19 protein-coding genes are annotated in these 22,969 nt (G+C 72.2%); 11 read left to right on the top strand and 8 right to left on the bottom strand.

The genetic code is table 11. The annotated features are described in order from the left end of the window. Window positions 1-3 precede the first annotated feature (3 nt). The gene (locus ACIBI9_RS06830) at window positions 4-1,050 is read right to left on the bottom strand and encodes a sulfite oxidase (RefSeq protein WP_397220979.1); all 1,047 of its coding nucleotides are present in this window, start codon (window positions 1,048-1,050) and stop codon (window positions 4-6) included. A gap of 715 nt (window positions 1,051-1,765) precedes the next feature. After that, the gene (locus ACIBI9_RS06825; protein ID WP_397220978.1) at window positions 1,766-2,878 is read right to left on the bottom strand and encodes a serine hydrolase domain-containing protein; all 1,113 of its coding nucleotides are present in this window, start codon (window positions 2,876-2,878) and stop codon (window positions 1,766-1,768) included. Window positions 2,879-2,963: 85 nt separating this feature from the next. Between ACIBI9_RS06825 and ACIBI9_RS06820 the strand changes: the two genes are divergently transcribed. Continuing rightward, entirely contained in the window at window positions 2,964-3,386 is a 423-nt protein-coding gene (locus tag ACIBI9_RS06820) for a YkvA family protein (protein ID WP_397220976.1), read from the top strand. A 166-nt stretch (window positions 3,387-3,552) separates the two neighbouring features. Here ACIBI9_RS06820 and polX read toward each other — a convergent pair whose 3' ends face one another. Together polX and ACIBI9_RS06810 are read right to left on the bottom strand one after the other, a co-directional pair. Next, complete coding sequence (polX, locus tag ACIBI9_RS06815; protein WP_397220975.1) at window positions 3,553-5,232, bottom strand: DNA polymerase/3'-5' exonuclease PolX; 1,680 nt, start codon at window positions 5,230-5,232, stop codon at window positions 3,553-3,555. A gap of 39 nt (window positions 5,233-5,271) precedes the next feature. Continuing rightward, the gene (locus tag ACIBI9_RS06810) at window positions 5,272-6,240 is read right to left on the bottom strand and encodes an aldo/keto reductase (RefSeq protein ID WP_397220974.1); all 969 of its coding nucleotides are present in this window, start codon (window positions 6,238-6,240) and stop codon (window positions 5,272-5,274) included. A gap of 249 nt (window positions 6,241-6,489) precedes the next feature. On the opposite strand from ACIBI9_RS06810, the gene ACIBI9_RS06805 reads away from it, so the two are divergent. The 6 genes from ACIBI9_RS06805 to ACIBI9_RS06780 all read left to right on the top strand — a co-directional run bounded on the left by ACIBI9_RS06805 (window position 6,490) and on the right by ACIBI9_RS06780 (window position 15,837). Continuing rightward, complete coding sequence (locus tag ACIBI9_RS06805) at window positions 6,490-7,587, top strand: sensor histidine kinase (RefSeq protein WP_397220973.1); 1,098 nt, start codon at window positions 6,490-6,492, stop codon at window positions 7,585-7,587. Window positions 7,588-7,712: 125 nt separating this feature from the next. Continuing rightward, a complete protein-coding gene (gene lanKC / locus ACIBI9_RS06800) occupies window positions 7,713-10,226 on the top strand; it encodes a class III lanthionine synthetase LanKC (RefSeq protein WP_397220972.1) in 2,514 nt (837 codons plus the stop codon). A gap of 3 nt (window positions 10,227-10,229) precedes the next feature. After that, window positions 10,230-10,361 carry a SapB/AmfS family lanthipeptide gene (locus tag ACIBI9_RS06795; RefSeq protein ID WP_103955008.1) on the top strand — a complete coding sequence of 44 codons (132 nt, stop codon included), beginning with the start codon at window positions 10,230-10,232 and terminating at the stop codon, window positions 10,359-10,361. Between the two features lie 72 nt (window positions 10,362-10,433). Then, complete coding sequence (locus tag ACIBI9_RS06790; RefSeq protein ID WP_397220971.1) at window positions 10,434-12,095, top strand: ABC transporter ATP-binding protein; 1,662 nt, start codon at window positions 10,434-10,436, stop codon at window positions 12,093-12,095. Further along, on the top strand, window positions 12,092-13,900 hold the full coding sequence (locus tag ACIBI9_RS06785; RefSeq protein WP_397220970.1) for an ATP-binding cassette domain-containing protein: 1,809 nt from the start codon (window positions 12,092-12,094) through the stop codon (window positions 13,898-13,900). Before ACIBI9_RS06790 ends, ACIBI9_RS06785 begins: the two co-directional genes overlap by 4 nt. Then, complete coding sequence (locus ACIBI9_RS06780) at window positions 13,897-15,837, top strand: prolyl oligopeptidase family protein (RefSeq protein WP_397220969.1); 1,941 nt, start codon at window positions 13,897-13,899, stop codon at window positions 15,835-15,837. The genes ACIBI9_RS06785 and ACIBI9_RS06780 overlap by 4 nt, the downstream gene beginning before the upstream one ends. On the opposite strand, the gene ACIBI9_RS06775 is transcribed toward ACIBI9_RS06780, so the two are convergent. Further along, window positions 15,823-16,428, bottom strand: a complete 606-nt coding sequence (locus ACIBI9_RS06775) for a DNA-binding response regulator (protein WP_397221813.1) — start codon at window positions 16,426-16,428, stop codon at window positions 15,823-15,825. The two genes, ACIBI9_RS06780 and ACIBI9_RS06775, sit on opposite strands and share 15 nt — an antisense overlap. Before the next feature lie 131 nt (window positions 16,429-16,559). Here ACIBI9_RS06775 and ACIBI9_RS06770 point away from each other — a divergent pair, with 131 nt between their 5' ends. Then, entirely contained in the window at window positions 16,560-17,048 is a 489-nt protein-coding gene (locus tag ACIBI9_RS06770; protein WP_394490969.1) for a carboxymuconolactone decarboxylase family protein, read from the top strand. Here ACIBI9_RS06770 and ACIBI9_RS06765 read toward each other — a convergent pair. Continuing rightward, window positions 17,026-18,063, bottom strand: coding sequence for a zinc-dependent alcohol dehydrogenase family protein (locus ACIBI9_RS06765; RefSeq protein ID WP_397220968.1), 1,038 nt, complete (start codon window positions 18,061-18,063; stop codon window positions 17,026-17,028). The genes ACIBI9_RS06770 and ACIBI9_RS06765 overlap by 23 nt on opposite strands. A gap of 1 nt (window position 18,064) precedes the next feature. Beyond that, window positions 18,065-18,895, bottom strand: a complete 831-nt coding sequence (locus ACIBI9_RS06760) for a helix-turn-helix transcriptional regulator (protein ID WP_397220967.1) — start codon at window positions 18,893-18,895, stop codon at window positions 18,065-18,067. Window positions 18,896-18,999: 104 nt separating this feature from the next. Here ACIBI9_RS06760 and ACIBI9_RS06755 point away from each other — a divergent pair, with 104 nt between their 5' ends. From ACIBI9_RS06755 to ACIBI9_RS06745, 3 genes are all read left to right on the top strand, one after another. Next, entirely contained in the window at window positions 19,000-19,710 is a 711-nt protein-coding gene (locus ACIBI9_RS06755) for an SDR family oxidoreductase (protein ID WP_397220966.1), read from the top strand. Window positions 19,711-19,745: 35 nt separating this feature from the next. After that, complete coding sequence (locus ACIBI9_RS06750; protein WP_397220965.1) at window positions 19,746-21,143, top strand: glutamate--cysteine ligase; 1,398 nt, start codon at window positions 19,746-19,748, stop codon at window positions 21,141-21,143. Window positions 21,144-21,251: 108 nt separating this feature from the next. Next, window positions 21,252-22,235: a hypothetical protein gene (locus ACIBI9_RS06745; protein WP_397220964.1), complete on the top strand. Its 984-nt coding sequence runs from the start codon at window positions 21,252-21,254 to the stop codon at window positions 22,233-22,235. Window positions 22,236-22,242: 7 nt separating this feature from the next. Here ACIBI9_RS06745 and ACIBI9_RS06740 read toward each other — a convergent pair whose 3' ends face one another. After that, complete coding sequence (locus ACIBI9_RS06740) at window positions 22,243-22,959, bottom strand: PaaX family transcriptional regulator C-terminal domain-containing protein (protein WP_397220963.1); 717 nt, start codon at window positions 22,957-22,959, stop codon at window positions 22,243-22,245. Between the last annotated feature and the right edge of the window lie 10 nt (window positions 22,960-22,969).

Genomic DNA, 22,969 nt, shown 5'->3' with positions numbered 1-22,969 from the left:
TACCTATCCATTGACGACCTCGACGGGATGCCGCACGACCGCGTCGAAGTGATACCCGAACGGATGACGCGGCGTGACCAGGGGCTGGGTGGTTCCGGTCTCGTCGGTGGCGCGCGCCATGAGCACGTGCGCCCCCGTGCGCCGGGGGGCCCATGAAATGTGCCATGGCAGCCAGGCGCTGACCAGGTGCTGTCCGTGGTGGTCGGCCGTCCGCCAGCTCAGCCCGGCGTCGAGACTGACCTCCACCCGGACGATCCTGCCGCTCCCCGACCATGACCGTCCGCGCACGATGTGCGGGCCGTAGCGGGGCAGGCGCGCATTCCAGGCGAGTTCGAACGCGCTCTTCACCGGCTGCGCCGTGACGTCCGGGTAAAAGACCGTGTTCCACGGCGTGAAGAGTTCTTTCGTTGAAACTTCTATTTCACCCAGCCATTTGATCGACGCTATTCCCACCCATCCCGGCACCACCAGCCGCACCGGAAATCCGTGGTCGGGGGGCAGTTGCTCGCCGTTCATTTCATAGGCGACGAGGACGTCGTCCATGGCCTTGTCGATCGGCAGCGGCCTGCGTACGTGCCCGTAGCCCTCGAACGGCGCGTCCAGCCCCGTGGCCAGCACATCCACCGCGCCCGGCAGCACCCCGGCCTGCTTGAGCAGGTACTTCAGCGGCACCCCGCGCCAGCGCGCCACCCCGATCGCCCCGAGCCCCCACTGCGTGCCGGGCGCGGCGTCGTGCTGCTGCGTGCCGTAGAAGCGCCGCCCGTTCCCGGCGCACTCGATCGCCACGTCGAACGTCCGGGACGGCATGGCCCGCAGCTCGTCGTAGCTGAACTCGCGCGGACATCGCACGCCCGCCCCGTGCAGCCGCAGCCGCCAGGTGGTGACGTCGATGATCGGCGTGGCGGTGTGGTTGCGCACGAAGAACCGGTCGGTCGGAGTGTGGTATCCCTGGCCCGACATGGCCTCCCACCGCATCTCCGCGCTCGCGCCGTGCACCCGGAACAGGTGGTCGGGCAGCGGCTTCACGATCGTCGCCAGTGCTTGCTTCATGGACACCGCCTCCGTAAGAGCTATTTCCTACCTGTAAACCATTTAATCCCTTCAGGCTTTCCTATGGCGTCCCTCGTTGCCGAATTCTGTCCGACCAGCCCAGGAACGTTCCAACCCTCCACCCGGGCCCTTACCCTCAGCCAGCCCCGTTCCACCGACCTACCCACCCGCCTCCCCGCGCCCCTCGTGTCCCGCCCCTCGCGCCGCGCTCGCCGCCTCGCGTCCAGCCGGCTTGCCCCGCCAGCACCGCGCCCGGCCAGCACCGCGCCCGGCCAGCGCCGCGCATGGCCGGATTGCGCCTGGACGGCTCACTAAGGTCGGAGGCGGCGGTGTGCGAGAGCGGAGGTCGACTGGCGGTGTCGCAAGCCGGGCCCGTTCCGCCGGCCCACTCGCCCGCCGCCCCGAGCCCCTCGCGCCGCGCTCGCCGCCTCGTGCCCCGCCGCCTTGCGCTCGCCAGCACCGCGTCCGCCCCGCGCCCCGTCGGCTTGCGCTCGCCAGCACCGCGTCCGCCGCGCCCGGCCGTCTCGCGCTCGCCGTCTCGCGTCCGCCGTCTCGTGTCCGGCCGGCGATGTCGCATGGGTGTCGGCTTGCTGCGGCCTCCAACTCGAGTCGTGGCTCGTCGTCGGTTGGATTGGGTGCGGTGTCGCGTGGGGTGGCCCCCGCGTCCGGCGGGTCTCGGCTTTGGCGGGGGGACGTGGGCGGCAGGTGGTTCGTTCTACTTGCCCGGGCAGAGGACGGCTTCCGCTGCATGGTTGATGGCTCGGCTGATCGCGGCCGGGTCCTTGGTGTTCGTCGTGGTGGACGTCGCGAACTGGATGCGGCCGTCAGTGGAGCTGAAGGTGAAGGAGGTGAAGCTGGCGGTGCCGCCCGAGGTCACCCGCAGCTGCGGGTCGCCTCCGCACAGGGGCGGTTGGGAAGGGGTGTTCTCGGGCGGGTCGGTGAGCAGCTTCTGCAGGGTCGGCGGGAGGAGTTTGCCCTGGTTGAAGGCGCGGTAGAAGGCGCTGATGTCGCGCGAGGTGGAGATCACGCCTCCGGCGCCGTTCCCGTAGCTGGCGTTGAGCCGGTCCATGTCGTGCACCTTGCCTTCGGCGTCGGTGCTGTAGCCGTGCCCGTGCGGGCCCTTGATGGCCTGCGGCGGCTTGACCGCCTGGTACGTACGGCTCATCCCGAGCGGGGCGAAGAACCGGCGGGCGAACTCGGCGGCCAGCGAGCGGCCGGTCACCTTCTCGATGATCATGCCGAGCAGCGTGTAGTTGGTGTTGGAGTAGGAGAACTTCTCGCCCGGCTCCCCGGTACGCGGCTGGCTGCGGGACTTCTTCACCAGGTCGATCGGCGGGAAATAGGTGGTGAAGTCGTATATGTCGACCAGGTCGGGGGTGAACCAGTTCGGGATGCCGGACGTGTGCCGGAGCAGCTGCCGTACCGTGATCTCGTCGGCTCGCTCCACGATGTCCTGGCTCGCCACCTCCGGCAGGAGGTCGCTCAGCTTGTCCTCCAGCCCCAGCTTGCCCTCCTTGACCAGCTGGAGCACCACCGTCCCCGTCAGCAGCTTGGTCTGCGAACCGATCCGGTAGCGGGAGCCGGCGGGGACGCGCCCGCCCTTGCCGCCGAGGAGCCGCGAACCCGCCGAGCCCTGCCCGACCCGCTTCCCGTCCACGTACACCTCCCCGATCGTCCCCACCACCCCGCTGGTGCGGGCGAGTACGTCCAGCGCCTGCTGCACGTCACCGATCTCCGAGGTGGCGGCGGTCGCGGGCGCGGCGGCGGCGGCGAACGTCAGCATCGCGCAGGCCAGGCCGGCGAGGCGTGCCGTAATGGCGTGGTTCATGGTGATGATCCCTTCGTGAGGTGCGGGATCCTTTGTAGAGCGGCGGGTGTTTCCTGATGGTTTCCGCCGGGGAAGGTGAGAGGTCATGACCGGTACGTGGTGGTGGGACCTGGTGATCGGTCTGGTGGTCGCGCTGGCGGTGTCGTGGCTGGCGCTGGTGGTCGCGCTGGCCGTGGTCCGTCCGCGTGGCGGGCTGCTGCGCGAGTCTCTGCGGCTCCTGCCGGACATGGTGTGGCTCGTCCGGCGGCTGGCCGCCGACCGGACCCTGCCGCGCGGCGTACGGATCCGGCTCGGCCTGCTGCTGGCCTACCTGGCCTTCCCGCTCGACCTCATCCCTGACTTCATCCCCGTGCTGGGGTACGCCGACGACGCCATCATCGTCGCCGCCGTCCTGCGGTCGGTCGTCCGCCGGGCCGGGATGGCGGCTGTGGAGCGGCACTGGCCGGGCAGCGCGGACGGGCTCGCCGCACTGGTCCGGCTCACCGGCCTGAGCGAACGCCCCGGCTGACCCGCCGGCCCCGACCCTCCGGCCCCGACCCTCCGGTCCCGAAGCGCCCGCGCCGCATTGCCGCGCGCCGGAAAGCCAGGCGCGCGGAAAGCCAGGCGCGTCGGAAAGCCAGGCGCGCCGGAAAGCCGCCCGCGCCCAGCCGACCGGACGGCAGCGCGGGTGGTGGTCAGCGGCCGAGGAATGCCAGGAGCCGGTCCAAGGGCCAGGTGTTGATGACGTCGTCCGTGGTCAGCCAGGCCCGCTGGGCGAGCCCCACCCCGAACCGCTGGTTGGCCAGGTGCGGGATCGCGTGCGAGTCGCTGTCGATCGAGAACTTCACCCCATGGTGCTTGGCCAGCCGCACCAGGTCGGACGGCAGGTCGGACCGGTCGGGGAAGGAGTCGATCTCCATGGCGGTCCCGGTGCGGGCGGCCACCCGGAAGATCGCGTCCCAGTCGGCGTCCACGGGCGGACGCTTGCCGATCTTGCGGGTCGTCGGGTGCCCGATGATGTCCACGTACGGGTTTTCGCAGGCGGCGATGAAACGCCGGGTCATCTCGTCGCGCGACATCCCGAAATGCGAGTGCACCGAGGCCACGCACACGTCGAACGCGGCCAGCACCTCCCCGGGCCAGTCGACCGACCCGTCGGGGGCGATGTTGAGCTCCGTGCCGTGCAGGATCCGCATGTCGGGATATTTCTGCTGGAGCTCGGCCACCTGCCCCCGCTGCTCCAGCGCCTTGTCCAGCGTCATCCGCTGCATCGCCAGGTCGGGGGCGTGGTCGGTCACCGCGTAGTAGGCGTAGCCGCGGGCGTGCCCGGCCGCCACCATGTCCTCCAGCGAGGCGATGCCGTCGGTCAGGTCGGTGTGGGTGTGCAGGTCGCCCTTCAGGTCGTGCAGCTCCACCAGCTCCGGCAGCTCGCCCCGCAGGGCCGCCTTGACCTCGCCGCCGTCCTCGCGCATCGGCGGCGGCACGTACTGCATGCCGAGCGCGGCGTAGATGTCCTCCTCCGAGGCGGCGGCGATCACCCGCTCGCCCTCGAACAGGCCGTACTCCGACAGCTTCCAGCCCTTCTTCACCGCCATCTCGCGGATGGCGACGTTGTGCTCCTTGGAGCCCGTGAAGTACTGCATCGCCGCGCCCCACGACTCGGCGGGCACCACCCGCAGGTCGACCTGGATGCCGGACGTCGTGCGGATCGAGGTCTTCTTGTCGCCCGCCGCGATGACCTCGGCGACGTAGGGCTGGGCGCGGAAGCCGGCCATGATGGACTCGGGCGCGACCGCGAGGATGTCGATGTCACCGATGGTGTCCTTCATCCGCCGCAGCGAGCCCGCGTACGCGATGCGCTCGGCCTCCAGCGAGGCCATCACCTGCTCGGCCAGCGACATGGCGACCCCGACGTGGACGCGGCGGCCCGACTGCTCGAGCTGCTCGATGCCCTTGAGCAGGTTTGCCAGCGTCTTGGCGCCGAGGCCCTTGACGCCGTCGAGGCGGCCGGAGGTGATCGCCTCGCGCAGGGCCACCGTGGAGTCGATGCCGTAGTCCTCGAACAGCATGATCGCCGTCTTGGGCCCCAGCGTCGGCACCCGGGTCAGCGCGCGCACGCCCTCGGGCACCCGGCCGCGCAGGTCGTCGAGCTGCCGGAAGCTCCCGCGCTGCAGGAACTCCTCCATCTTCTTGGCGATCGCCTCGCCGACCCCGGGGACGCTGCGCACGTCGACCACCGAGATGTCCTCGGGGAACCCCGCGATGGCCTTGGCCGCCTTCTGGTAGCTCCGCACCCGGAAGGCGTCGCCGCCGCAGAGCGCGAACAGCTCCGCGTACTCCTGCAGCGCCGACGCCGCCTCCTCATTTGCCCGCATGGCACAACCCTAAAGGTCGGCCCCGACAATCCAGGACCGTCAGAAACGCACCTCACGGGGCCGGTACGGCTCGCCGAGGAAGGCCAGCTCCGACTCCGAGAGCGACACCGACACGGCCGCCACCGCGTCGTCCACGTGCCGGTCCTTCGTGGCCCCCACGATCGGCGCGGTCACGGCCGGCTGGTGGAGCAGCCAGGCCAGCGCCACCTGGGCGGCCGGCAGGTCGCGCTCCGCGGCCACGTGCGCCACCCGGTCGAGGATCGTCTTGTCGTTCTCCGGGTCGTACAGGAAGTCGATGCGCTCGTCCGACCCGGTCCGCGCGGTCGTCGTGGAGGAGCCGGCCCTGGCCAGCACGCCGCGCGCCAGCGGGCTCCACGGGATCACGCCCACGCCCTGGTCGGCGCAGAGCGGCAGCATCTCCCGCTCCTCCTCCCGGTAGAGGAGGTTGTAGTGGTTCTGCATCGAGACGAACTTCGTCCAGCCGTTCTTCTCGGCCACGTGCTGCGCCTTGGAGAACTGCCAGGCCCACATGCTCGACGCGCCGATGTAGCGGGCCTTGCCCGCCCTGACCACGTCGTTCAGCGCCTCCATGGTCTCCTCGACGGGCGTCTCGTCGTCCCACCGGTGGATCTGGTACAGGTCCACGTAGTCGGTGCCGAGCCGCTGGAGCGAGGCGTCGACGGCCGCGTGGATGTGCTTGCGCGACAGGCCCTGGTCGTTGACGCCCCTGCCCATCGGGAAATAGACCTTGGTGGCCAGCACGTAGTCCTCGCGGCGGCGGAAGATCGAGCGCAGCGCCTCGCCCGTCACGGTCTCGCTCGCGCCCTGGCTGTAGACGTCCGCCGTGTCGAAGAAGGTCACGCCCGCGTCGGCGGCCCTGCGGATGATCGGCTCGGCCTCCTCGCGCGCCAGAGCCCACTCCTGCCTGGCGGGGTCGCCGTAGCTCATCATGCCCAGGCAGATCTTCGAGACCTTCAAGCCGGTGTTACCAAGTCGGGTGTATTCCATATGCCCACCATAGAGTGGGCTTTGCGGTGGTTCGCCGCCCCGCAGGAGGGAACGGATTGGTCTGGTTAACCGGCGGCCCGACGGGAAGTCATGGGTGTCCAAAAGCGGCAACGACCTTTACAGGGGCGTGCCCTATCGGGTCGATTAGGGAGAAGCGAGACAACGGGCGGGCGGGCTCTCGCGACACGGCCGGATCCGGCGCTCCAACCGCATACCGGGGGTGAGGTGGAAGGCACACATCGTGCACTCGTGTCGTGGGCACGTTCCAAACTGAAGGACCCCGGCTGGCTGGGCGGCCTCGGGCTGGCGGTGGGGATGGTCGGCGTGACGGTGCCGGTCCAGATCGGGCTGGTGCGGTCGGGGATGGGGATCGCCGGCGGGGTGACGCTGTTCGTCCTGCTGACGCTGCACGTCAAGTTCATCATGGAGACCCCCGTACGGCGGGCGGGCGCGTGGTGGATCGTGGCCGTGCAGGCGTGGCTGACGTACCTGCCGCTGACGGTGTTCGGCGCGGCGTGGACCCCGGTGTGCGCCCTGCTGTCGGGCGCGCTGCTGGAAATGGCGGGCCGGATCCGCTCGATCGTGCTGGTGGCGCTGGCGCTGGCCTGCGGCCCGGTGATGCTGGCCGCGCCGGAGCGGGCGATGATCGAGCCCGCCTGGGCGCTCGCCGCCCCGCTGCTCGGCGTCGTCGAGTACGCGCTGGTGACGCTGGGCAAGCGGGTCGCGCGGCTGACGAAGGCGCGTACCGACGTCATGCGCGAGGCCGTCGCCCTGGAGCGCCGCCGCTTCACCCGTGACCTGCACGACCTGGTCGGCCACCGGCTCACCGTCCTGGTGCTGAAGTCGCAGCTCCTGGAGCGGCTCGTGACCGAGGGCGACAAGCGGGCGCAGGACGAGGCGTACGAGACGGTGGAGCTGCTGCGCAGCCTGTCCGCCGACGTCCGGGCCGTCGCCCACGGCCTGCGCAGCTCCTCCCTGGCGGCGGAGCTGGGCTCCGCGCGCTCGCTCCTGGAGTCGGTACGGGTCCGCTGCCAGATCAAGATGTCCTGCCGCGACCTCCCGGGCGATGTGGAGGAGGCGCTCACGCACGCCCTGCGCGAAGGCGTGACGAACGTCCTCAGGCACGCCGAGGCCCGCCAGTGCTCGATCCAGCTCCTCGAACGCGACAAACTCGTCCGCCTGACCATCAGGAACGACGGGGTGCGCCCGCCGCGCCGCCCGGGAGACACGGGACAGGGCCTGCTGAACCTGGCCGAACGTGTCTCCGACCTCGGCGGCTGGCTCGAGGCCACGTCCTCCCGGACCGGGCAGTTCACCTTCAGCGCGTACGTCCCACGAAAAAAATAGCCAATTGTGAAAAACTCACAAACGCACTTTCAATAACCACATTTGGGTGTTGTTACGTGTAACTAGACCGAAACAGGTTCCCGGCGGCAATCTCTAAAGGACATCGCCTTGGAGGTCGGCGCCAGATGGACAAGTACGAGCTGTACTGCCTGGTGGATCCGCGTTTCTACGACTCGCTCGAACACGGCACGGCCGAAGACGCCGACTTTCCCATTTTGCGTGAACCCCTGCCCAACGGTTGGTCGACCGCCCTGACCGACACGTGGTGCTATTTCGCCCCCGACAACGAGCCGCCCCTGCCCGCCCAAGGCTGGAAGATCCACGTGTCCGCCCGCGTGGAGGACGCCGAGCAGGCCATCGCCGCCGTGTGGGACTACTGCGTCCCGCGCGGGATCGCGTTCAAGTTCCTGCGCGGCACCCCCGTACTCGTCATGGTCAACTCCAAGGCCGCCTCCCGGGCGTCCAGCGGCAAGCTGATCACCGTCTACCCGAGGGACGAGGACCAGCTGGAGCTCGTCCTGAAGGAGCTCGACGAGCTGCTGCGCGACGTCCAAGGCCCGTACATCCTCAGCGACCTGCGCTACGGCGCCGGCCCGCTGTTCGTCAGGTATGGCGGGTTCGCCGAGCGGCACTGCCTGTCCGGTTCCGGCGAGCGCGTGCTGGCCGTCGAGGACGGCGACGGGCGGCTGGTGCCCGACGTGCGCGGCGCGACGTTCTCGGTGCCGCCGTGGACGACGCTGCCCGGGTTCCTGGAGCCGCATCTGGCCGCGCGCAACGCCGTGACGACGACCGGGCTGCCGTACCGGGTCGAGAGCGTGCTGCACTTCTCCAACGGCGGCGGCGTCTACCTCGCGCGGGACACGCGTACGGAGGAGCGGGTCGTTCTCAAGGAGGCCAGGCCGCACGCCGGGCTGGACGCGGCCGGACGCGACGCCGTCACCCGGCTCCGGCACGAACGCGACATCCTCCGGCGCCTTGCCGGCCTGCCCGCCGCGCCCGCGCTGCTCGACTACTTCAGCCTGGGCGAGCACGAATTCCTCGTGCAGGAGTTCGTGGACGGGACGCCCCTGCAGCGGCGGCTGGTGCAGCGCTACCCGCTGACCCGCGCCGACCGCACCGAGCCGGACCTCGCCGACTACACGGCGTGGGCGGTCGAGACGCTGGAGAACGTGGAGCGGGCCGTCGAGTCGCTGCACGAGCGCGGCGTCGTCTTCGGCGACCTGCATCCGGACAACATCCTGCTGACCGAAGAGGGCAGGGTGGCGCTGATCGACTACGAGGTCGCCACCCTCGTCGAGAATGGGGGCCGCGCCGCGCTGGCCCACCCCGCGTTCATCGCACCCCCCGACCGCCAGGGCGTGGACGTGGACCGGTACGCGCTGGCCTGCCTGCGGCTCGGCCTGTTCGCGCCGCAGTGCACGATCATGCTGCCGCTGCACCGGGCGAAGGCCGCCCAGCTGGGGGAGATCGTCAAGCAGACGTTCCCCGTGCCGCCGGCGACGGTGGACGCCGCCGTCGCGGCCATCGGCGGGGACGGCGACCCCGTGACCATGCCGGAGACCTGGCCCGAGCTGCGGGACGCGATGTGCCGGGCCATCGTGGCCAGCGCCACGCCCGCGCGCGACGACCGGCTCTTCCCCGGCGACGTGGCCCAGTTCCAGCCGGGCGGCGGGCTCAACCTGGCCTACGGCGCGGCCGGCGTGCTCTTCGCGCTCCACCGTGCCGGCCTCGGGCCGTTCCCCGAGTACGAGCGCTGGTTACGCGACCGCGCGCTGCGCCCCGTCCAGGGCTCCGGGCTCGGCCTGTACGAAGGGCTGCACGGCATCGCGTACGTCCTCGACCTCCTCGGACACCACGAGCCCGCGCACGAGCTGGTCGACGTCTGCCTGCGTGAGAAATGGGAGCGGATGGAGTCGGCGCTGTTCTCCGGCCTGTCCGGCATCGGGCTGAACCTCCTCCGCTTCGGCCGCGCCGACCTCGCCCTGCGCGCCGTGGACATCTGCGCCGAGCGGCTCGCCGAACCCGTCCCCGAGCTCAGCGGCGGCTCCCACCCGAGGGCCGGGCTCATGTACGGCTCGTCGGGGCCCGCGCTGCTGTTCCTGCACGCGTACGAGCACACCGGCGACCGCGCCCTGCTCGACCTGGCGGCGACCGCGCTCCGGCAGGACCTGCGGCGCTGCCGGCACTCCGTGGACGGCTCGCTCCAGGTGAACCAGGGCTGGCGGCTGCTGCCGTACCTGGACGAGGGGTCGGCAGGCATCGCCCTCGTGCTGGAGCGCTACCTCGCGCACCACCACGACGAGGAGCTCGCGACGGCGCTGGCCGAGCTGCGGCTGGCCGGGCACGCCGGCTTCTTCGTCCAGTCGGGGCTGTTCACCGGCCGCGCGGGCATGCTCGCGGCCCGCGCGGGCGACCCGCGGGAGCACGTCAAGGGCTTGAGATGGCACGCGCTGCCGTACGGCGGGGGACTGGCGTTCCCCGGCGACCAGCTGCTGCGCCTCTCCATGGATTTCGCGACCGGGACGGCGGGCGTGCTCTTCGCCCTGGGCACGGCTCTGGGCGACCAGCCGGGCCACCTGCCGTTCCTGGCGGCCGCTCCCGGGCGGCCCGCCCCCGACAAGTCCCGGAAGGAGGTGTAACGAATGGTTCTTCTCGACCTGCAGGGTCTCGAGGCGCCCGCGGCCAGCGACGTCGCCAGTGGTGGCAGCACGCTGACGGTTCTGTCGTGTCACTCAGGCAAGCCCAGCAACCTCAGCGTTGCGCTTTGCCACTGATCGCGATATCGATCCCCGCGCCGTTCCACACGGCGCGGGGATCGCCGATACCGAGCCGAAGGGAGCCATCGCGTGCGAGCGGGAGACCGGCTGGTGATCGGCACGGTACGGCGCAGCGGCCCCTGGCCCGCCGTCCTGGCCGTCACGGCGCTCGTGGGCGCGGCCGGTGAGCTGGCGGTCCCGTACCTCGTCGGGCGCACCGTGGACACCTTCGTCCTGCGCGGCCCGGACGGCACCTTCTGGCTGACGCTCTCCGCTTGCGCAGTCGCCGCCGTCGTGCTCTGCGAGAGCCTCGGCGTCTGGGCCCGCGGCGCCTGCGGCGCGTTCGCCGCTGCCAGGCTGCGGCTGGGGGTCCTGCGCCACGTGCTCGGCGCCGGACCGGCGGCCACCCGGCGTTTCCCTGAAGGCGAACTGGTCACCCGGGCCGGGCTGAACGCCGAGGAGGCGGGCCGGGCCCCCGAGACGGTCACCGGCGCGCTCGCGCTGCTCGTCCCCACGGCAGGCGCCCTCGTCGCGCTCACGCTCATCGCGCCCGTCCTGACGCTGACCCTCGGGGTGGGCATCGTCGTCATCCTGCTCGTGCTGCGCGCCTTCCTCCGCGCGACGACGGTCATCTCGGGCGGATACCAGGAGGTGCAGGGGGAGATCGCCGCCCGGCTCGTGGACGCCATGGAGGGGGCGCGCACGATCGCCGCGGCGGGGACCGCCGCCCAGGAAGCGCGGCGCGTGCTGGAGCCGCTGCCCCGGCTGCGGGCCCACGGCATGTCACTGTGGCGGGCCAACGCCGGGGCCGCGGTCCAGTCGGGGCTCGTGGTGCCGCTGCTCGAGGTCGCGGTGCTGATCGCCGGGGGGTTCATGCTCGCCTCCGGCCGGCTCTCGGTCGGGGAGCTGTACGCCGCCGCCCGCTACGCCGTGCTCGGGGCGTCCCTGAGCACCGCCCTGGGCTACGTCGGCGGGCTGGCCCGGGCACGGGCGGCCGCCGGACGGGTGGCCGAGGTCTTCGAACTCGTCCCCGTCACGCACGGCACGCGGACGCTCCCGCCCGGCCCGGGCACGGTCGAGTTCCGCGACGTGGCGGTGGACGGCCTGACCGTCGGCGACCTCACGCTGCCCGGGGGCTCGGTGACCGCCGTGGTCGGACGCTCCGGCGCGGGCAAGTCCCTGCTGGCCGCCCTGGCGGGCCGCCTGACCGACCCGGAGCGCGGTGCCGTCCTGCTCGACGGGGTCCCGCTGCGGGAGCTGTCGCGCGAGGAACTGCGCAAAGCCATCGGGTACGCCTTCGAGCGCCCGGTCCTGGTGGGCGAGACCGTGGCGGAGGCCATTACGACGGCCGCCGGTCCCTCCGCCGTCGAGGCGGCGAAGGCGGCGTGCGCGGACGCGTTCGTCCGGCGGCTGCCGCTCGGCTACGGCACGCCCCTCCGCGAGGCCCCGATGTCCGGTGGCGAGCGGCAGCGGATCGGCCTGGCCAGGGCGTTCGCGCAGGGGGAGCGGCTGCTGGTGCTCGACGACGCCACCTCCAGCCTCGACACCGTGACGGAGCGCGAGGTCGGCCGGGCGCTCACCATCGATCGGCGGGGCCGTACCCGGCTGATCGCGGCCCACCGGCTCGCCACGGCCGCCCGCGCCGACCAGGTCGTCTGGCTGGAGGGCGGGAGGGTGCGCGCCCGGGGGCCGCACGACGTGCTGTGGCGGGACCCGGCCTACCGGGCCGTCTTCCAGGGGGCGACGCCATGAAGGTGCCCGCCCGACGGCGGCAGGCGGCGCCGGCTTCGGGGAGTGGCGGGCCGGTGGGGGCAGGGCGGACCAGGGGGCGCGGCGGGCCTGCGCGGGGTGTGTTCTGGCGGGCGTTGGGGCGGGAGCCGCGGCGGCTGGCCTGGATCGGGTTCTGGTCCGTGCTCGAGGCGGCGCCCGCGTTCCTCATCGGGCACGCGGTCGCCCGCGCCATCGAGGACGGGTTCGCCAGGGCCGAACCCGCGACCGGGCTGGCGTGGCTGGCCGCGCTCGGCGTCGCGTGGCTGGTCGGGGCGGTGGCCGCGCGGCAGGTGGTGCTGGCCGTCGCGGGGGTGGCGGAGCCGTTCAGGGACGACCTCCTGACGCACGTCGTCGAGGGGACCCTGAACCGGGGCACCAGCCGCGACAGCGCCGCGGTGGCCAGGGCGACGCTCCAGGTCGAGCTGGCCAGGGACGCCTTCGCGTCCGTCGTCACCACCGTGAGGGGGTTCGTGTTCACGGTGGCCGGCGTGGTGCTGGGGCTGGCGACGCTGGCCCCGCAGGCGCTCGCCCTCGTGCTGCCGCCCTTCGCCGCCGGGCTCGGGCTGTTCCTGGCCTCGTTGCCGGCCCTCGCACGCAGGCAGCGGGCGTTCCTGCTGGCCGACGAACGGCTGGCCGACGAGATGACGGCCACCGCGGGCGGGCTGCGCGACATCGAGGCGTGCGGCCTGCGCCAACCCGTGGCCGAGCGGCTGGAACGCCAGGTCGGCGCGCAGGCCGCCGCCGCCCGCGCGCTCGCCGGGGTGACCGCCGCCCGCACCGCGGCCCTGGCCGTGGGCGGCTGGCTGCCGGTCGTCCTCGTGCTGGCCGGCACCCCACGGCTGCTGGACGGCGGCCTCGGCCCCGGCGTGATCGCCGGCACGCTCGCGTACGTCACGCAGTCCCTGGCCCCCGCGCTCGGCGGCCTCGTGCAGGGCCTCGGGGTCAGCGGCATCCGGCTGGCCGCCACGCTCGGCCGCATCGTCTCCTCCGCCCCGCCCGCCGCGCCGCCCCGGCCCAGGATCCGACCCAGCGGCTGCGACGTGCGGCTCTCCGCCGTCACCTTCGCGTACGGCCCGCACTCCGCCCCCGTCGTCGACCGCCTGGACCTCTCCATCCCCGAGGGTGACCACCTCGCGGTCGTGGGGCCCAGCGGCGCCGGCAAGTCCACGCTCGCGGCCCTGGTCAGCGGCATGCTCCGGCCCGGCACGGGCGAGGCGCTGGTCGGCGGCGTCCCCGCCGACCGGCTCGACCCCGCCGCCCGCGTGCTGATCCCCCAGGAGGCGTACGTCTTCCGCGGCACCCTCATAGAGAATCTCATCGCCCTCGGCACACAGGACGGCACGCCCCTGGGTGCGGCGGGCGCCCAGGGGACGTGCCCCGACCTCGTCGGGAGGCTGGACGAGGCCGTCGCGGCCGTCGGCGCCCGGGAGCTGGTGGACGAGCTGGGCGGCTACGGGGCCCGGCTGGACCCGGCGGCGCTGTCGGCCGGGCAGCGCCAGCTCGTCGCGCTCGCCCGCGCCTATCTCGCCCCCGCCCCCCTGGTCATCCTCGACGAGGCCACCTGCCACCTCGACCCCGCCGCCGAGGCCCGTGCGGAGAACGCGTTCGCGCGGCGCGGCGGCACGCTCGTTGTCGTCGCGCACCGCCTCACCTCCGCGCTGCGCGCCCGCCGCATCCTCCTCATGGACGGAACCCGGGTGAGCATCGGCACCCACGACGAACTGATCAGGACCTCTCCGCTCTACGCCGACCTGGCCGGCCACTGGCACCCGGAGCCCGTGTCATGAAATTTCTGGACAAGTACCCGCGCGCCGAGCGCCTCCCCGGCAGCCCGAGCGAGATCGACGACCCGTACCGCCGGCTCGAAGACCCCGGCGACCCCGGCACCAAGACCTGGCTGGCCGAGCAGGACCGGCTGTGGCGCGACAGCGCCGCCCGGCTGCCCCAGCGCGAGCGGTTCCTGGCCCGGCTCACCGAGCTCAGGGAGACGGGCCTGGTCACCCCGCCGGTCTGGCGCGGCGAGCGGAGCTTCCACCTGCGCCAGACCACCTCCCAGGAACACCCGGTCCTCCACTGCGGCGACCGCGTCGTCCTCGACCCCATGGACCTCGACCCCACGGGGCTCACGACGCTGGACGACTGGCAGCCCGACCTGGAAGGGCGCCTCCTGGCGTACCAGATCTCGCGCAGGGGCGACGAGAAGGCGGACCTGTACGTCAGGGACGTCGAGACCGGGGCCGTCGTGGACGGGCCCATCGGCGGCTGCCGCTACTCCGCGGTCGCCTGGCTGCCGGGCGGCGCGGCCTTCTACTACGTGCGCTTCCACGAGGGCGTCTACCTGCACAGGATCGGCGACGCGGCGGACGTCCCCGTTTTCACACGCGGGCCGGTCCGGTACGGCGTGCAGATCAGCGCCGACGGCCGCTGGCTGACGATCTCGGCGGGCGGCTCGCTCTGGCTCGCCGAGCCGGGCGGCCAGGGCGAGCCCCGCCCCGTACCGGACGCCCTGGCGGCCGCGGTGGCCTGCGACGGCCGCCTCTACCTGGTCACCGACCGGGACGCGCCCCGGCGCCGGCTCTGCGTGGCCGATCCGGCGGAGCCCGGCGCGTGGCGGGAGCTGATCCCCGAGGACCCGGAGGCGGTGCTGGGCGCGTTCACCGTGCTCGACGGCGACCGGCTGCTCGTCGCCAGGACCCGCCACGCCGTGGGGGAGATCGCCGTCCACCACGCCCGCACGGGGGAGCGGCTGGGCTCCGTGCCGCTGCCCGGCAGCGGCACGATCGCCTCGCTGACCTCCCGCCCCGGCGGTGGCTCCGAGGCGTGGTTCGCCTACACCGACGCCGTCACGCCCCCCGAGGTCTGGCGCCACGACGTCCGCACCGGCGAGACCACCCTCTGGTCCGCCCCGCCGGGCCGCGTGAGCCGGCCCGCCGTGCGCAGCCACCACATCGAGTACGCCTCGGCCGACGGCACCCGCGTCCGCATGGTCGTGGTGGCGGGCCCGTCGGCGGGCGGCCCGCGCCCCACGATCCTCACCGGGTACGGCGGCTTCGGCATCCCCCTGCGCCCCGGCTACGCCGCCGACTCCCTGGCCTGGGTCGAGGCGGGCGGCGTGCTGGCCGTCGCCAACCTCAGAGGCGGCGGCGAGGAGGGCGAGGAGTGGCACCGGGACGGCATGCTGGAACGCAAACAGAACGTCTTCGACGACTTCGCGGCCGCCGCCGGCAAGCTCATCGCCGACGGCTGGACGACACCGGAGCAGCTCGGCATCTGGGGCGAGTCGAACGGCGGCCTCCTCGTCGGGGCGGCCCTCACCCAGCGGCCCGGCCTGTTCGCGGCGGCGGTGTGCTCGGCGGGCCTGCTTGACATGGCCCGCTACCACCTCGGCGGCCTCGGCCCCTCCTGGACCGGTGAGTACGGCGACCCCGACGACCCCGAACAGCTCCGCTGGCTGCTCGCCTACTCGCCCTACCACCACGTCAGGAAGGGGACGGACTACCCGGCGACGCTGTTCACGGTCTCGGCGGGCGACACGCGGGTCGATCCGATGCACGCGCGCAAGATGTGCGCCGCCCTGCAGTGGGCCGCGGGCGGGGACCGGCCGATCCTGCTCCGGCACGAGCCGGACGTGGGCCACGGCGCGCGGGCGGCCAGCAGGTCGGTCGCCCTGGCGGCGGACGCCCTCGCCTTCCTGGCCGCGCACACGGGCCTAGATCCAGCCTGACTCCCTGGCGATGCGGATGGCGTCGATCCTGCTGCGGGCGCCCAGCTTGGCCGTCGTCTTGGACAGGTAGTTGCGCACCGTGCCCTCCGACAGGAAGAGCGACGCCGCGATCTCCCCGATCGACGCCCCGTCCGCCGCGGCCCCGATCACGTCCAGCTCGCGCGGCGTCAGCGGCGCCTCGGGTGGTCGCATGGCCGCGATGGCCAGCTCCGAGTCGATGACCCGCTCTCCCCCGGCCACTCGCCGGATCCCGTCCGCCAGCCGGTCCGGCGGGGCGTCCTTGGCCATGAAGCCCCGTACGTGCACGTCGAGCGCCCGCTTGAGCAGGCCCGGCGTGCCCACGCCGGTCAGGATGAGCACCCCGCACTCGGGCAGCTTCGCGTGCAGCTCGCCGGCGGCGGTGAGCCCGTCCTTGCCGGGTAACGCGATGTCGAGCACGGCGACGTCCGGGCGGGAGGCCCTGGCCGCGGCCAGGATGCGATCTCCCCTGGAGACCTCGGCCACGACCTCGATGTCCTCCTCATAAGCCAGCAGCGCCACGAGCGCCCCGCGTACCAGGTTCATGTCCTCAGCGAGCAACGTTCGAATCACCATGCGTCCTTGCGGTCGGCCGGCTTGCAACGTCTGGGAGTGCCCTAATCCTGACTTATTGACCCGAGTGTGAAAAGTCCTGCCAAATAACCGTCAGACCAAACATGCGCTTTTGGGGAATGGACACCGACATGGAACCACGCGTTCGCCCCCTCCCGCCCGAAGAATGGGACGATTTCACGAAGGCCAACCCGCAGAACGTGTTCACCACGCTGGCCCGCCACCCCGCGCTCTACAAGAAGTGGCTGGGATTCGGCGGCGCGCTGCTCGACGGCACGCTGCCCGCCCGCGACCGGGAGCTGGCCATCCTGCGCACCGCCTACCACACCGGCAGCGCCTACGAGTGGGCCCACCACGCGCGCCTGGGCAGCGAGGCCGGGCTCACGGACCAGGAGATCGCGTCGGTGAGCCACCCGGACGCCCTCTGGCCGGTGGAGGACCAGCTCGTGCTGCAGGTCGCCGACGACCTCCACTACGCCGGCGACCTGACCGACGCCACCTGGTCGGCGCTCTGCGACCGCTACGACGAGCCGGCCAGGATCGAGCTGGTCGTGCTCGTGGCCCACTACACGATGCTGGCGCTCGTGCTCAGGACGCTCAGAGTGGAACTCGAGGAGTGATCATCGTGACGCCCGGCACCGAGCCGATCGAGGCCAGCGCCTTGCCGGCGTCGGCCAGCCCGATCGTGCGGGTGACGAGCTGGTCGGGATGCAGGATCCCGGCCCTGATCATCTCCAGCATCGGCGGGTACGCGTGCGCGGCCATGCCGTGGCTGCCCAGCAGCCGCAGCTCATGGCCGATCACGCGGGCCATCGGCACCGGCGTCGGCCCTCCCGGCAGCAGCCCCACCTGCACGTGGCGACCCTTGCGCCGCAGGCTCTCGATGGAGGCGGCGCAGGTCTGCGGGCTGCCCAGCGCGTCGATCGACACGTGGGCGCCGCCCCTGGTCAGCTCCCTGACCTGAGCCGCCGCGTCGCCGGCCGAACCGTTGACGAAGTGCGTGGCGCCCGCGCGCTCGGCCAGGTGCAGGGCGTCGGTGCTGATGTCCACGGCCACCACGCGGGCCCCGGCCGCCGTCGCGATCATCACGGCAGACAGGCCCACGCCGCCGCACCCGTGCACCGCGACCCACTCGCCCGGCCGCACCTCGCCGACCTGCGCCACGGCGCGGAAGGCGGTGGCGAAGCGGCAGCCGAGCCCGGCCGCCGTGACGTAGGCCATGTCCTCGGGGATCGCGATCAGGTTGACGTCCGCGTGGTCGATGGCCACGTACTCGGCGAACGAGCCCCAGTGGGTGAAGCCGGGCTGCGTCTGCCGCTCGCACACCTGCTGGTCGCCGGTGGCGCAGGACGGGCACGAGCCGCAGGCGCAGATGAACGGCACCGTCACGCGCGCCCCCGGCAGCCAGCCGCGCACGTCGGAGCCGACCGCCTCGACGACGCCCGCCAGCTCGTGGCCGGGCACGTGGGGCAGGACCTTGATGTCGGGGTCGTGCCCCTGCCAGCCGTGCCAGTCGGACCGGCACAGCCCCGTCGCCTCGACCCTGATCACCGCTCCGTGCGGGGCAGGGGACGGGTCGGGCAGCTCGCGCACGTCGAGCTCACCACCGAAGATGTCAAACGCAACCGCTCGCATCTCATGAGCTTAGGGTCAGTTGCCGCAGGTCGCGCAAGGCCTGGTGGGAGGGCGAACCCGGTTCGGTGGTGTAGAGGACGAGGCGGAGATCGTCGCGGTCGGGCACGGGCATGACCTGGCAGATCGCGTCGATGGTGCCGACCAGCGGATGCGTGACCTGTTTGCGCTGCTCCCTGCGGATCTCGACCTCGTACCTGGCCCACAGCTCGGCGAAGTGCGGGCTGAGCGCGTGCATCTCGGCGACCAGCGCCTGGATCTTGCGGTCGTCGGGGTAGCGGCCCGCGGCGGCGCGCAGGTCGGCGACGGAGGCGCGGGCGAAGCGGCCCTTCTCCTCGTCGCTGAGGTACTCGGCGATGTCGGGGGACATGAAGACCCAGCGGATGACGTTGCGGTCGTCCGGGGACACGGTGTCGAGGCCGCCCATGAGCACGTTGGCCAGGGGGTTCCAGGCGCGGATGTCGTACCTGGCGTCCAGCACGTACGCGGGCACCTCCTCCATGAACGCGATCAGGTGCAGCAGGCTCTCGGGCAGGTCCTCCCTGATCCGGGGCGTCTCCACCGCGTGCCCGGCCAGGTGGAGCAGGTGGGCGCGCTCGTCCCGGCCCAGCATGAGCGCCCTGGCCAGCGCGTTGAGCACCTGCCTGGACGGGTGCGGGCCCCGGCCCTGCTCCAGCCGGATGTAGTAGTCGATCGACATGCCGGCGAGTTGCGCGACCTCCTGCCTGCGCAGGCCCGGCGTGCGGCGTCGCTCGCCGCCCGGCAGCCCGACCTCGGCGGGGGTGACACGGGAGCGCCTGCTGCGCAGGAAATCGGCGAGTTCGTCGCGGTTCATGCCTCCATCTTTAGTGATGTCCGGTCGTGCGTGGGTGGTACCGCTGATACCAGCCTCGCCAGACCTCTCCCGAACCCGCTGTGACCTGCGCGAACGTGGACGGCATGACGAAGATTGCCCTCATCACGGGCGCCAACAAGGGCATCGGCTACGAGATCGCTCGACTGCTGGCCGAGCAGGGTGTCACCACGATCGTGGGGGCGCGCGACGAGGAGCGCGGGCGGGCCGCCGCGGAGCGGCTGGGCCAGCCGTACGTGCGGCTCGACGTGACCGACGAGGCGAGCGCGGCCGCCGCCGCGAAGTGGGTCGAGCAGGAGTACGGCCGGCTGGACATCCTGGTCAACAACGCCGGGATCACCGGCTCCTTCATGGACCCGCGCCCCAGCGCCACTCCCGCCGGGGTGCTGAGGGAGGTCTACGAGACGAACGTGTTCGGCGTGGTGACGGTCACCAACGCGATGCTGCCGCTGCTGCGGGAGTCGGAGGCCGGCCGGATCGTGAACATGACGAGCGAGCTGGGCTCGCTGACCATGGCGATGGACCGGGAGAGCCCCTTCTGGGACGTCAACATCATGGCCTACAACTCCTCCAAGACCGCGCTCAACATGGTGACCGTCTCCTACGCCAAGGAGCTGATGGACACCCCGATCAAGGTGAACGCGGCCAACCCCGGCTACTGCGCCACCGACCTCAACGGGCACAGCGGGTTCCGTACCGCCGAGCAGGGCGCGGCCATCGCCGTACGGCTCGCGACCCTCGACGCCGACGGCCCAACCGGGGCGTATCTGGAGGACGCGGGATCTATCCACTGGTGAGGTGTCAAGCCTGGTGAATCGGACAGAAGGGGGTGATGGGACGAGATCTAGATAAGGAGCGGTTCACGGAGGCGGAGTACGCCGCTTTCGGGGAGCGGATCCGGGAGCAGCTCGGCGTGCTGCGCGAGCTGCTCGCGACCCCCGGCTTCGGCCAGGGTCCGGCCACGGTCGGGGCGGAGCTGGAGCTGTTCCTGATCGACGAGCGGGGCCGGCCGTTGCCCCACAACAGCCAGGTGCTCGAAGCCCTCGGCGACCCCCGCGTGGTGCTGGAGCTGGGCCGCTACAACATCGAGGTGAACCTGACCCCCACGCCGCTGGCCGGCGAGCCCTTCGAGCGGCTGAGCGGGGAGGTCCAGGAGACGATCGTCAAGGTGGACGGGGCGGTGGAGGACGGGGGTGCGCTGCCCATCGGCATCCTGCCCACGCTCGACGCCGAGGACTTCACGGTTGGCGCGATGAGCGACCAGAACCGCTACCGGGCCATGAGCAGGGGCATCAGGCGGCTGCGGCTGGAGCCGTTCCTGGTCAAGATCGACGATCTGGAGCTGTCGGTGGAGGACGTGATCCTCGAGAGCGCCAACACCTCCTGGCAGGTGCACATCCGCACGCCGCCCGAGCGCTTCGCCCGGCTGTTCAACGCCGCCCAGCTCGCCATCGGCCCGGTGCTGGCCGCCTGCGGGAACTCGCCGTTCTTCCTCGGCAGGCGGCTGTGGGAGGAGACGCGCATCGCGCTGATGGAGGAGGCCGCCGACGACCGGGACGTGCAGCGGCGCGAGCGCAGGGACGGGCGGGTCACGTTCGGCTCCGACTGGGTGCGCGAGGGGGCGTACGAGCTGTTCGAGCGGTACGTGCGGGACTACGACCCCGTGGTGCCCGATCTGACCGACGACGCGGAGCCGTACGAGGTGCCGGAGCTGCGGCTGCACCAGGGCACGATCTGGCAGTGGAACCGGCCCGTCTACGACCCGGCCGACGGCGGCCACCTGCGGATCGAGATGCGGGCGCTGCCGGCGGGGCCCTCGTGCGCGGACATGGCGGCCAACACCGCGTTCCTGCTCGGGCTCACGTTGTCGCAGGCGGAGCGGGACCTGACCGGCTACCGGTTCGGGGAGGCGTACCAGAACTTCTACCGCGCCGCCATGCACGGGCTGGACGCCAAGCTCTCCTGGCCCGGCTCCGATGCCGACTTCGAGGCCGCCGACCTGGTGCTCCGCCTACTGCCCGAGGCGCGGGAAGGGCTGCTCGCGGCGGGGGTGACGCCCTCGGACGCCGACCGCGCGCTGGGCGTGATCGCGCAGCGCACCCGGCTGCGCCGCACGGGCGCGGCCTGGCAGCGGGAGGCTCTGGAACGCTTTCAAGGCGACAGGGAACGGCTCGTACGGCGTTATCGCGAGCTGTCACTGTCGGGACTTCCGGTGCATTTGTGGCCCTGATCGCAAACTTCTATCGCACTCCGTCCGTCAAACTAGGTCAAGGGACGGCAAAGCGAGGAAGTTATGGCGGCAACGGGGATGGCACCCACGAACAAGGCACCCTTCGCCTTGCGTCGGGAAGCGGGCGATCTGGCCGAAGGGGCGGCGAAGCTGGCGGGGGAGATCGGCAGCGCCGGTGTCGAGGCGGTGCTGGCGCAGGCCAACCGGGTGGCGACCCGGAAGGGGGCATCGGGCGCGCTGGGGGCGATGAGCCCGAAACCGGCCGAGTGGTACGCCTTCGACGGCAAGGACCAGGACACGGTCGACTGGTACCCGCAGGGGCTGACATGCTCGGACGAGTCGGGCTCCATCGGGGTGCCGGCGTTCCTGGCGTCCTGGTACTTCAAGCCGGAGGCGGGCGAGCGGGGCATCAGGGTGTCCTTTCTCAGCCCCAAAACCCTGAAATATCAGCATGCGCTGCTGGTCGAGGCGAAGCCTGATGGTTCGTACGGGCCGATCAACATCCACGCGGGCGGCATCGCGTGCGACGGCGACCTGGTCTACATCGCCGACACCAAGAGGGGGCTGCGTGTCTTCGACCTGAAGCACGTGCTCGACCTGCGCACCGCCCAGAACGACCTGGGCGACCCCACGCGGGTCGGACGGCACGGCGGCAAGCTCCACGCCTTCGGCTATCGGTACGTGATGCCGCAGACCGACTTCTGGAAGGTCGCGAAGCCGGGGCCGCTCTTCTCGTTCGTCTCGATCGACCGCAGTGGCGGCACGCCGCGGCTGGTCACCGGCGAGTACCGCGAGAGCGACCCGGGCGGCTGGGTGGGCCGCTGGCCCCTGGGCCTGTCCGGCGGCGAGCCGGAGGACGCCTTCATCATGGGACAGCCCAAGATCCAGGGGGCCATCTCATGGGGCGGCAAGTGGTACCTGAGCCAGGCGGCCGGCGCGAACGCCAACGGCAAGCTGCTTGTCCACACCGACGGCAAGCTGGAGACGCGGGGGTTCCCCATCGGGCCGGAGGACCTGACGGTGCAGGGCGGCAAGTTGTGGAGCGTCACCGAGTTCAGGAACCGCCGGATCATCTTCGGCGTGCCCCTGTAGCCGCCGTTCAGCCCTTGAGGTGCTCGTACAGCACCTCGCGGTAGTGGCGGTCGAAGTCGTCGTAGCGGGCGCGCAGCTCCGCGCCCGGCCAGCCGGCCGGCAGCAGCTCCTGCGGGAGCAGCGGGTCGGCCAGGAGGTGGCGCAGCACGGCGGCCGAGACCAGGAAGCCCTCGGCCAGGCCGCCGGCCCGGTCGAGGGCCCGCTCCAGCCGGCGCGCCTCGGCCGCCCAGCCGTCCAGGTCCCACAGCAGGGGAGTGGGGTCGTCGTGCGGGCGGCCGTCGATCAGGGTGCACTGCGCCGTGACGGCCTCCGGCCACTCGCGCACCAGGTTGGCGGGCCGCATCCAGGTGCCCTCGCGCAGCTCGGCCAGGCGCAGCGCGGACATCGTGGCCCGGAACGCGGCCCGGTCGGCGGGCGCGCGCCGCTCCGCCGTGACCACGGCGACCTCCCACGTGCCGTCCCAGGGCCTGGTGTGCGGGTCGCGGCTCTCGTCCTGCCTGGCCTGGCGCTCGACGAGCCGCCCCGACAGCGTGTAGAAGCGGCCGTCCTGGAGGAGGTCGCCGGCCGCGACCATGCGCGACAGCGCCACCCGTACGGTGCCCTCGGCGATGCCGAACAGCGCGCCGATGCGCACCAGCTGCCGGGCCGGCAGCCGCGGCGGGTGGCTGCCCAGCAGCGCGCTCAGCACGGCCGATCTGGCACTCAGGGTGTTACGCTCTTCCATCGCGTGTCGA

It is taken from the genome of Nonomuraea sp. NPDC050451, from assembly GCF_044458585.1.
This window is presented reverse-complemented; position numbering and strand designations above follow the sequence as displayed.

Bases quoted from the DNA above. Each gene is read 5' to 3' on its own strand.
- ACIBI9_RS06830 (WP_397220979.1), bottom strand. From the start codon at position 1,050: ATGAAGCAAGCACTGGCGACGATCGTGAAGCCGCTGCCCGACCACCTG.
- ACIBI9_RS06825 (WP_397220978.1), bottom strand. From the start codon at position 2,878: ATGAACCACGCCATTACGGCACGCCTCGCCGGCCTGGCCTGCGCGATG.
- ACIBI9_RS06820 (WP_397220976.1), top strand. From the start codon at position 2,964: ATGACCGGTACGTGGTGGTGGGACCTGGTGATCGGTCTGGTGGTCGCG.
- polX (WP_397220975.1), bottom strand. From the start codon at position 5,232: ATGCGGGCAAATGAGGAGGCGGCGTCGGCGCTGCAGGAGTACGCGGAG.
- ACIBI9_RS06810 (WP_397220974.1), bottom strand. From the start codon at position 6,240: ATGGAATACACCCGACTTGGTAACACCGGCTTGAAGGTCTCGAAGATC.
- lanKC (WP_397220972.1), top strand. From the start codon at position 7,713: ATGGACAAGTACGAGCTGTACTGCCTGGTGGATCCGCGTTTCTACGAC.
- ACIBI9_RS06795 (WP_103955008.1), top strand. From the start codon at position 10,230: ATGGTTCTTCTCGACCTGCAGGGTCTCGAGGCGCCCGCGGCCAGCGAC.
- ACIBI9_RS06785 (WP_397220970.1), top strand. From the start codon at position 12,092: ATGAAGGTGCCCGCCCGACGGCGGCAGGCGGCGCCGGCTTCGGGGAGT.
- ACIBI9_RS06780 (WP_397220969.1), top strand. From the start codon at position 13,897: ATGAAATTTCTGGACAAGTACCCGCGCGCCGAGCGCCTCCCCGGCAGC.
- ACIBI9_RS06770 (WP_394490969.1), top strand. From the start codon at position 16,560: ATGGAACCACGCGTTCGCCCCCTCCCGCCCGAAGAATGGGACGATTTC.
- ACIBI9_RS06765 (WP_397220968.1), bottom strand. From the start codon at position 18,063: ATGCGAGCGGTTGCGTTTGACATCTTCGGTGGTGAGCTCGACGTGCGC.
- ACIBI9_RS06760 (WP_397220967.1), bottom strand. From the start codon at position 18,895: ATGAACCGCGACGAACTCGCCGATTTCCTGCGCAGCAGGCGCTCCCGT.
- ACIBI9_RS06755 (WP_397220966.1), top strand. From the start codon at position 19,000: ATGACGAAGATTGCCCTCATCACGGGCGCCAACAAGGGCATCGGCTAC.
- ACIBI9_RS06750 (WP_397220965.1), top strand. From the start codon at position 19,746: ATGGGACGAGATCTAGATAAGGAGCGGTTCACGGAGGCGGAGTACGCC.
- ACIBI9_RS06740 (WP_397220963.1), bottom strand. From the start codon at position 22,959: ATGGAAGAGCGTAACACCCTGAGTGCCAGATCGGCCGTGCTGAGCGCG.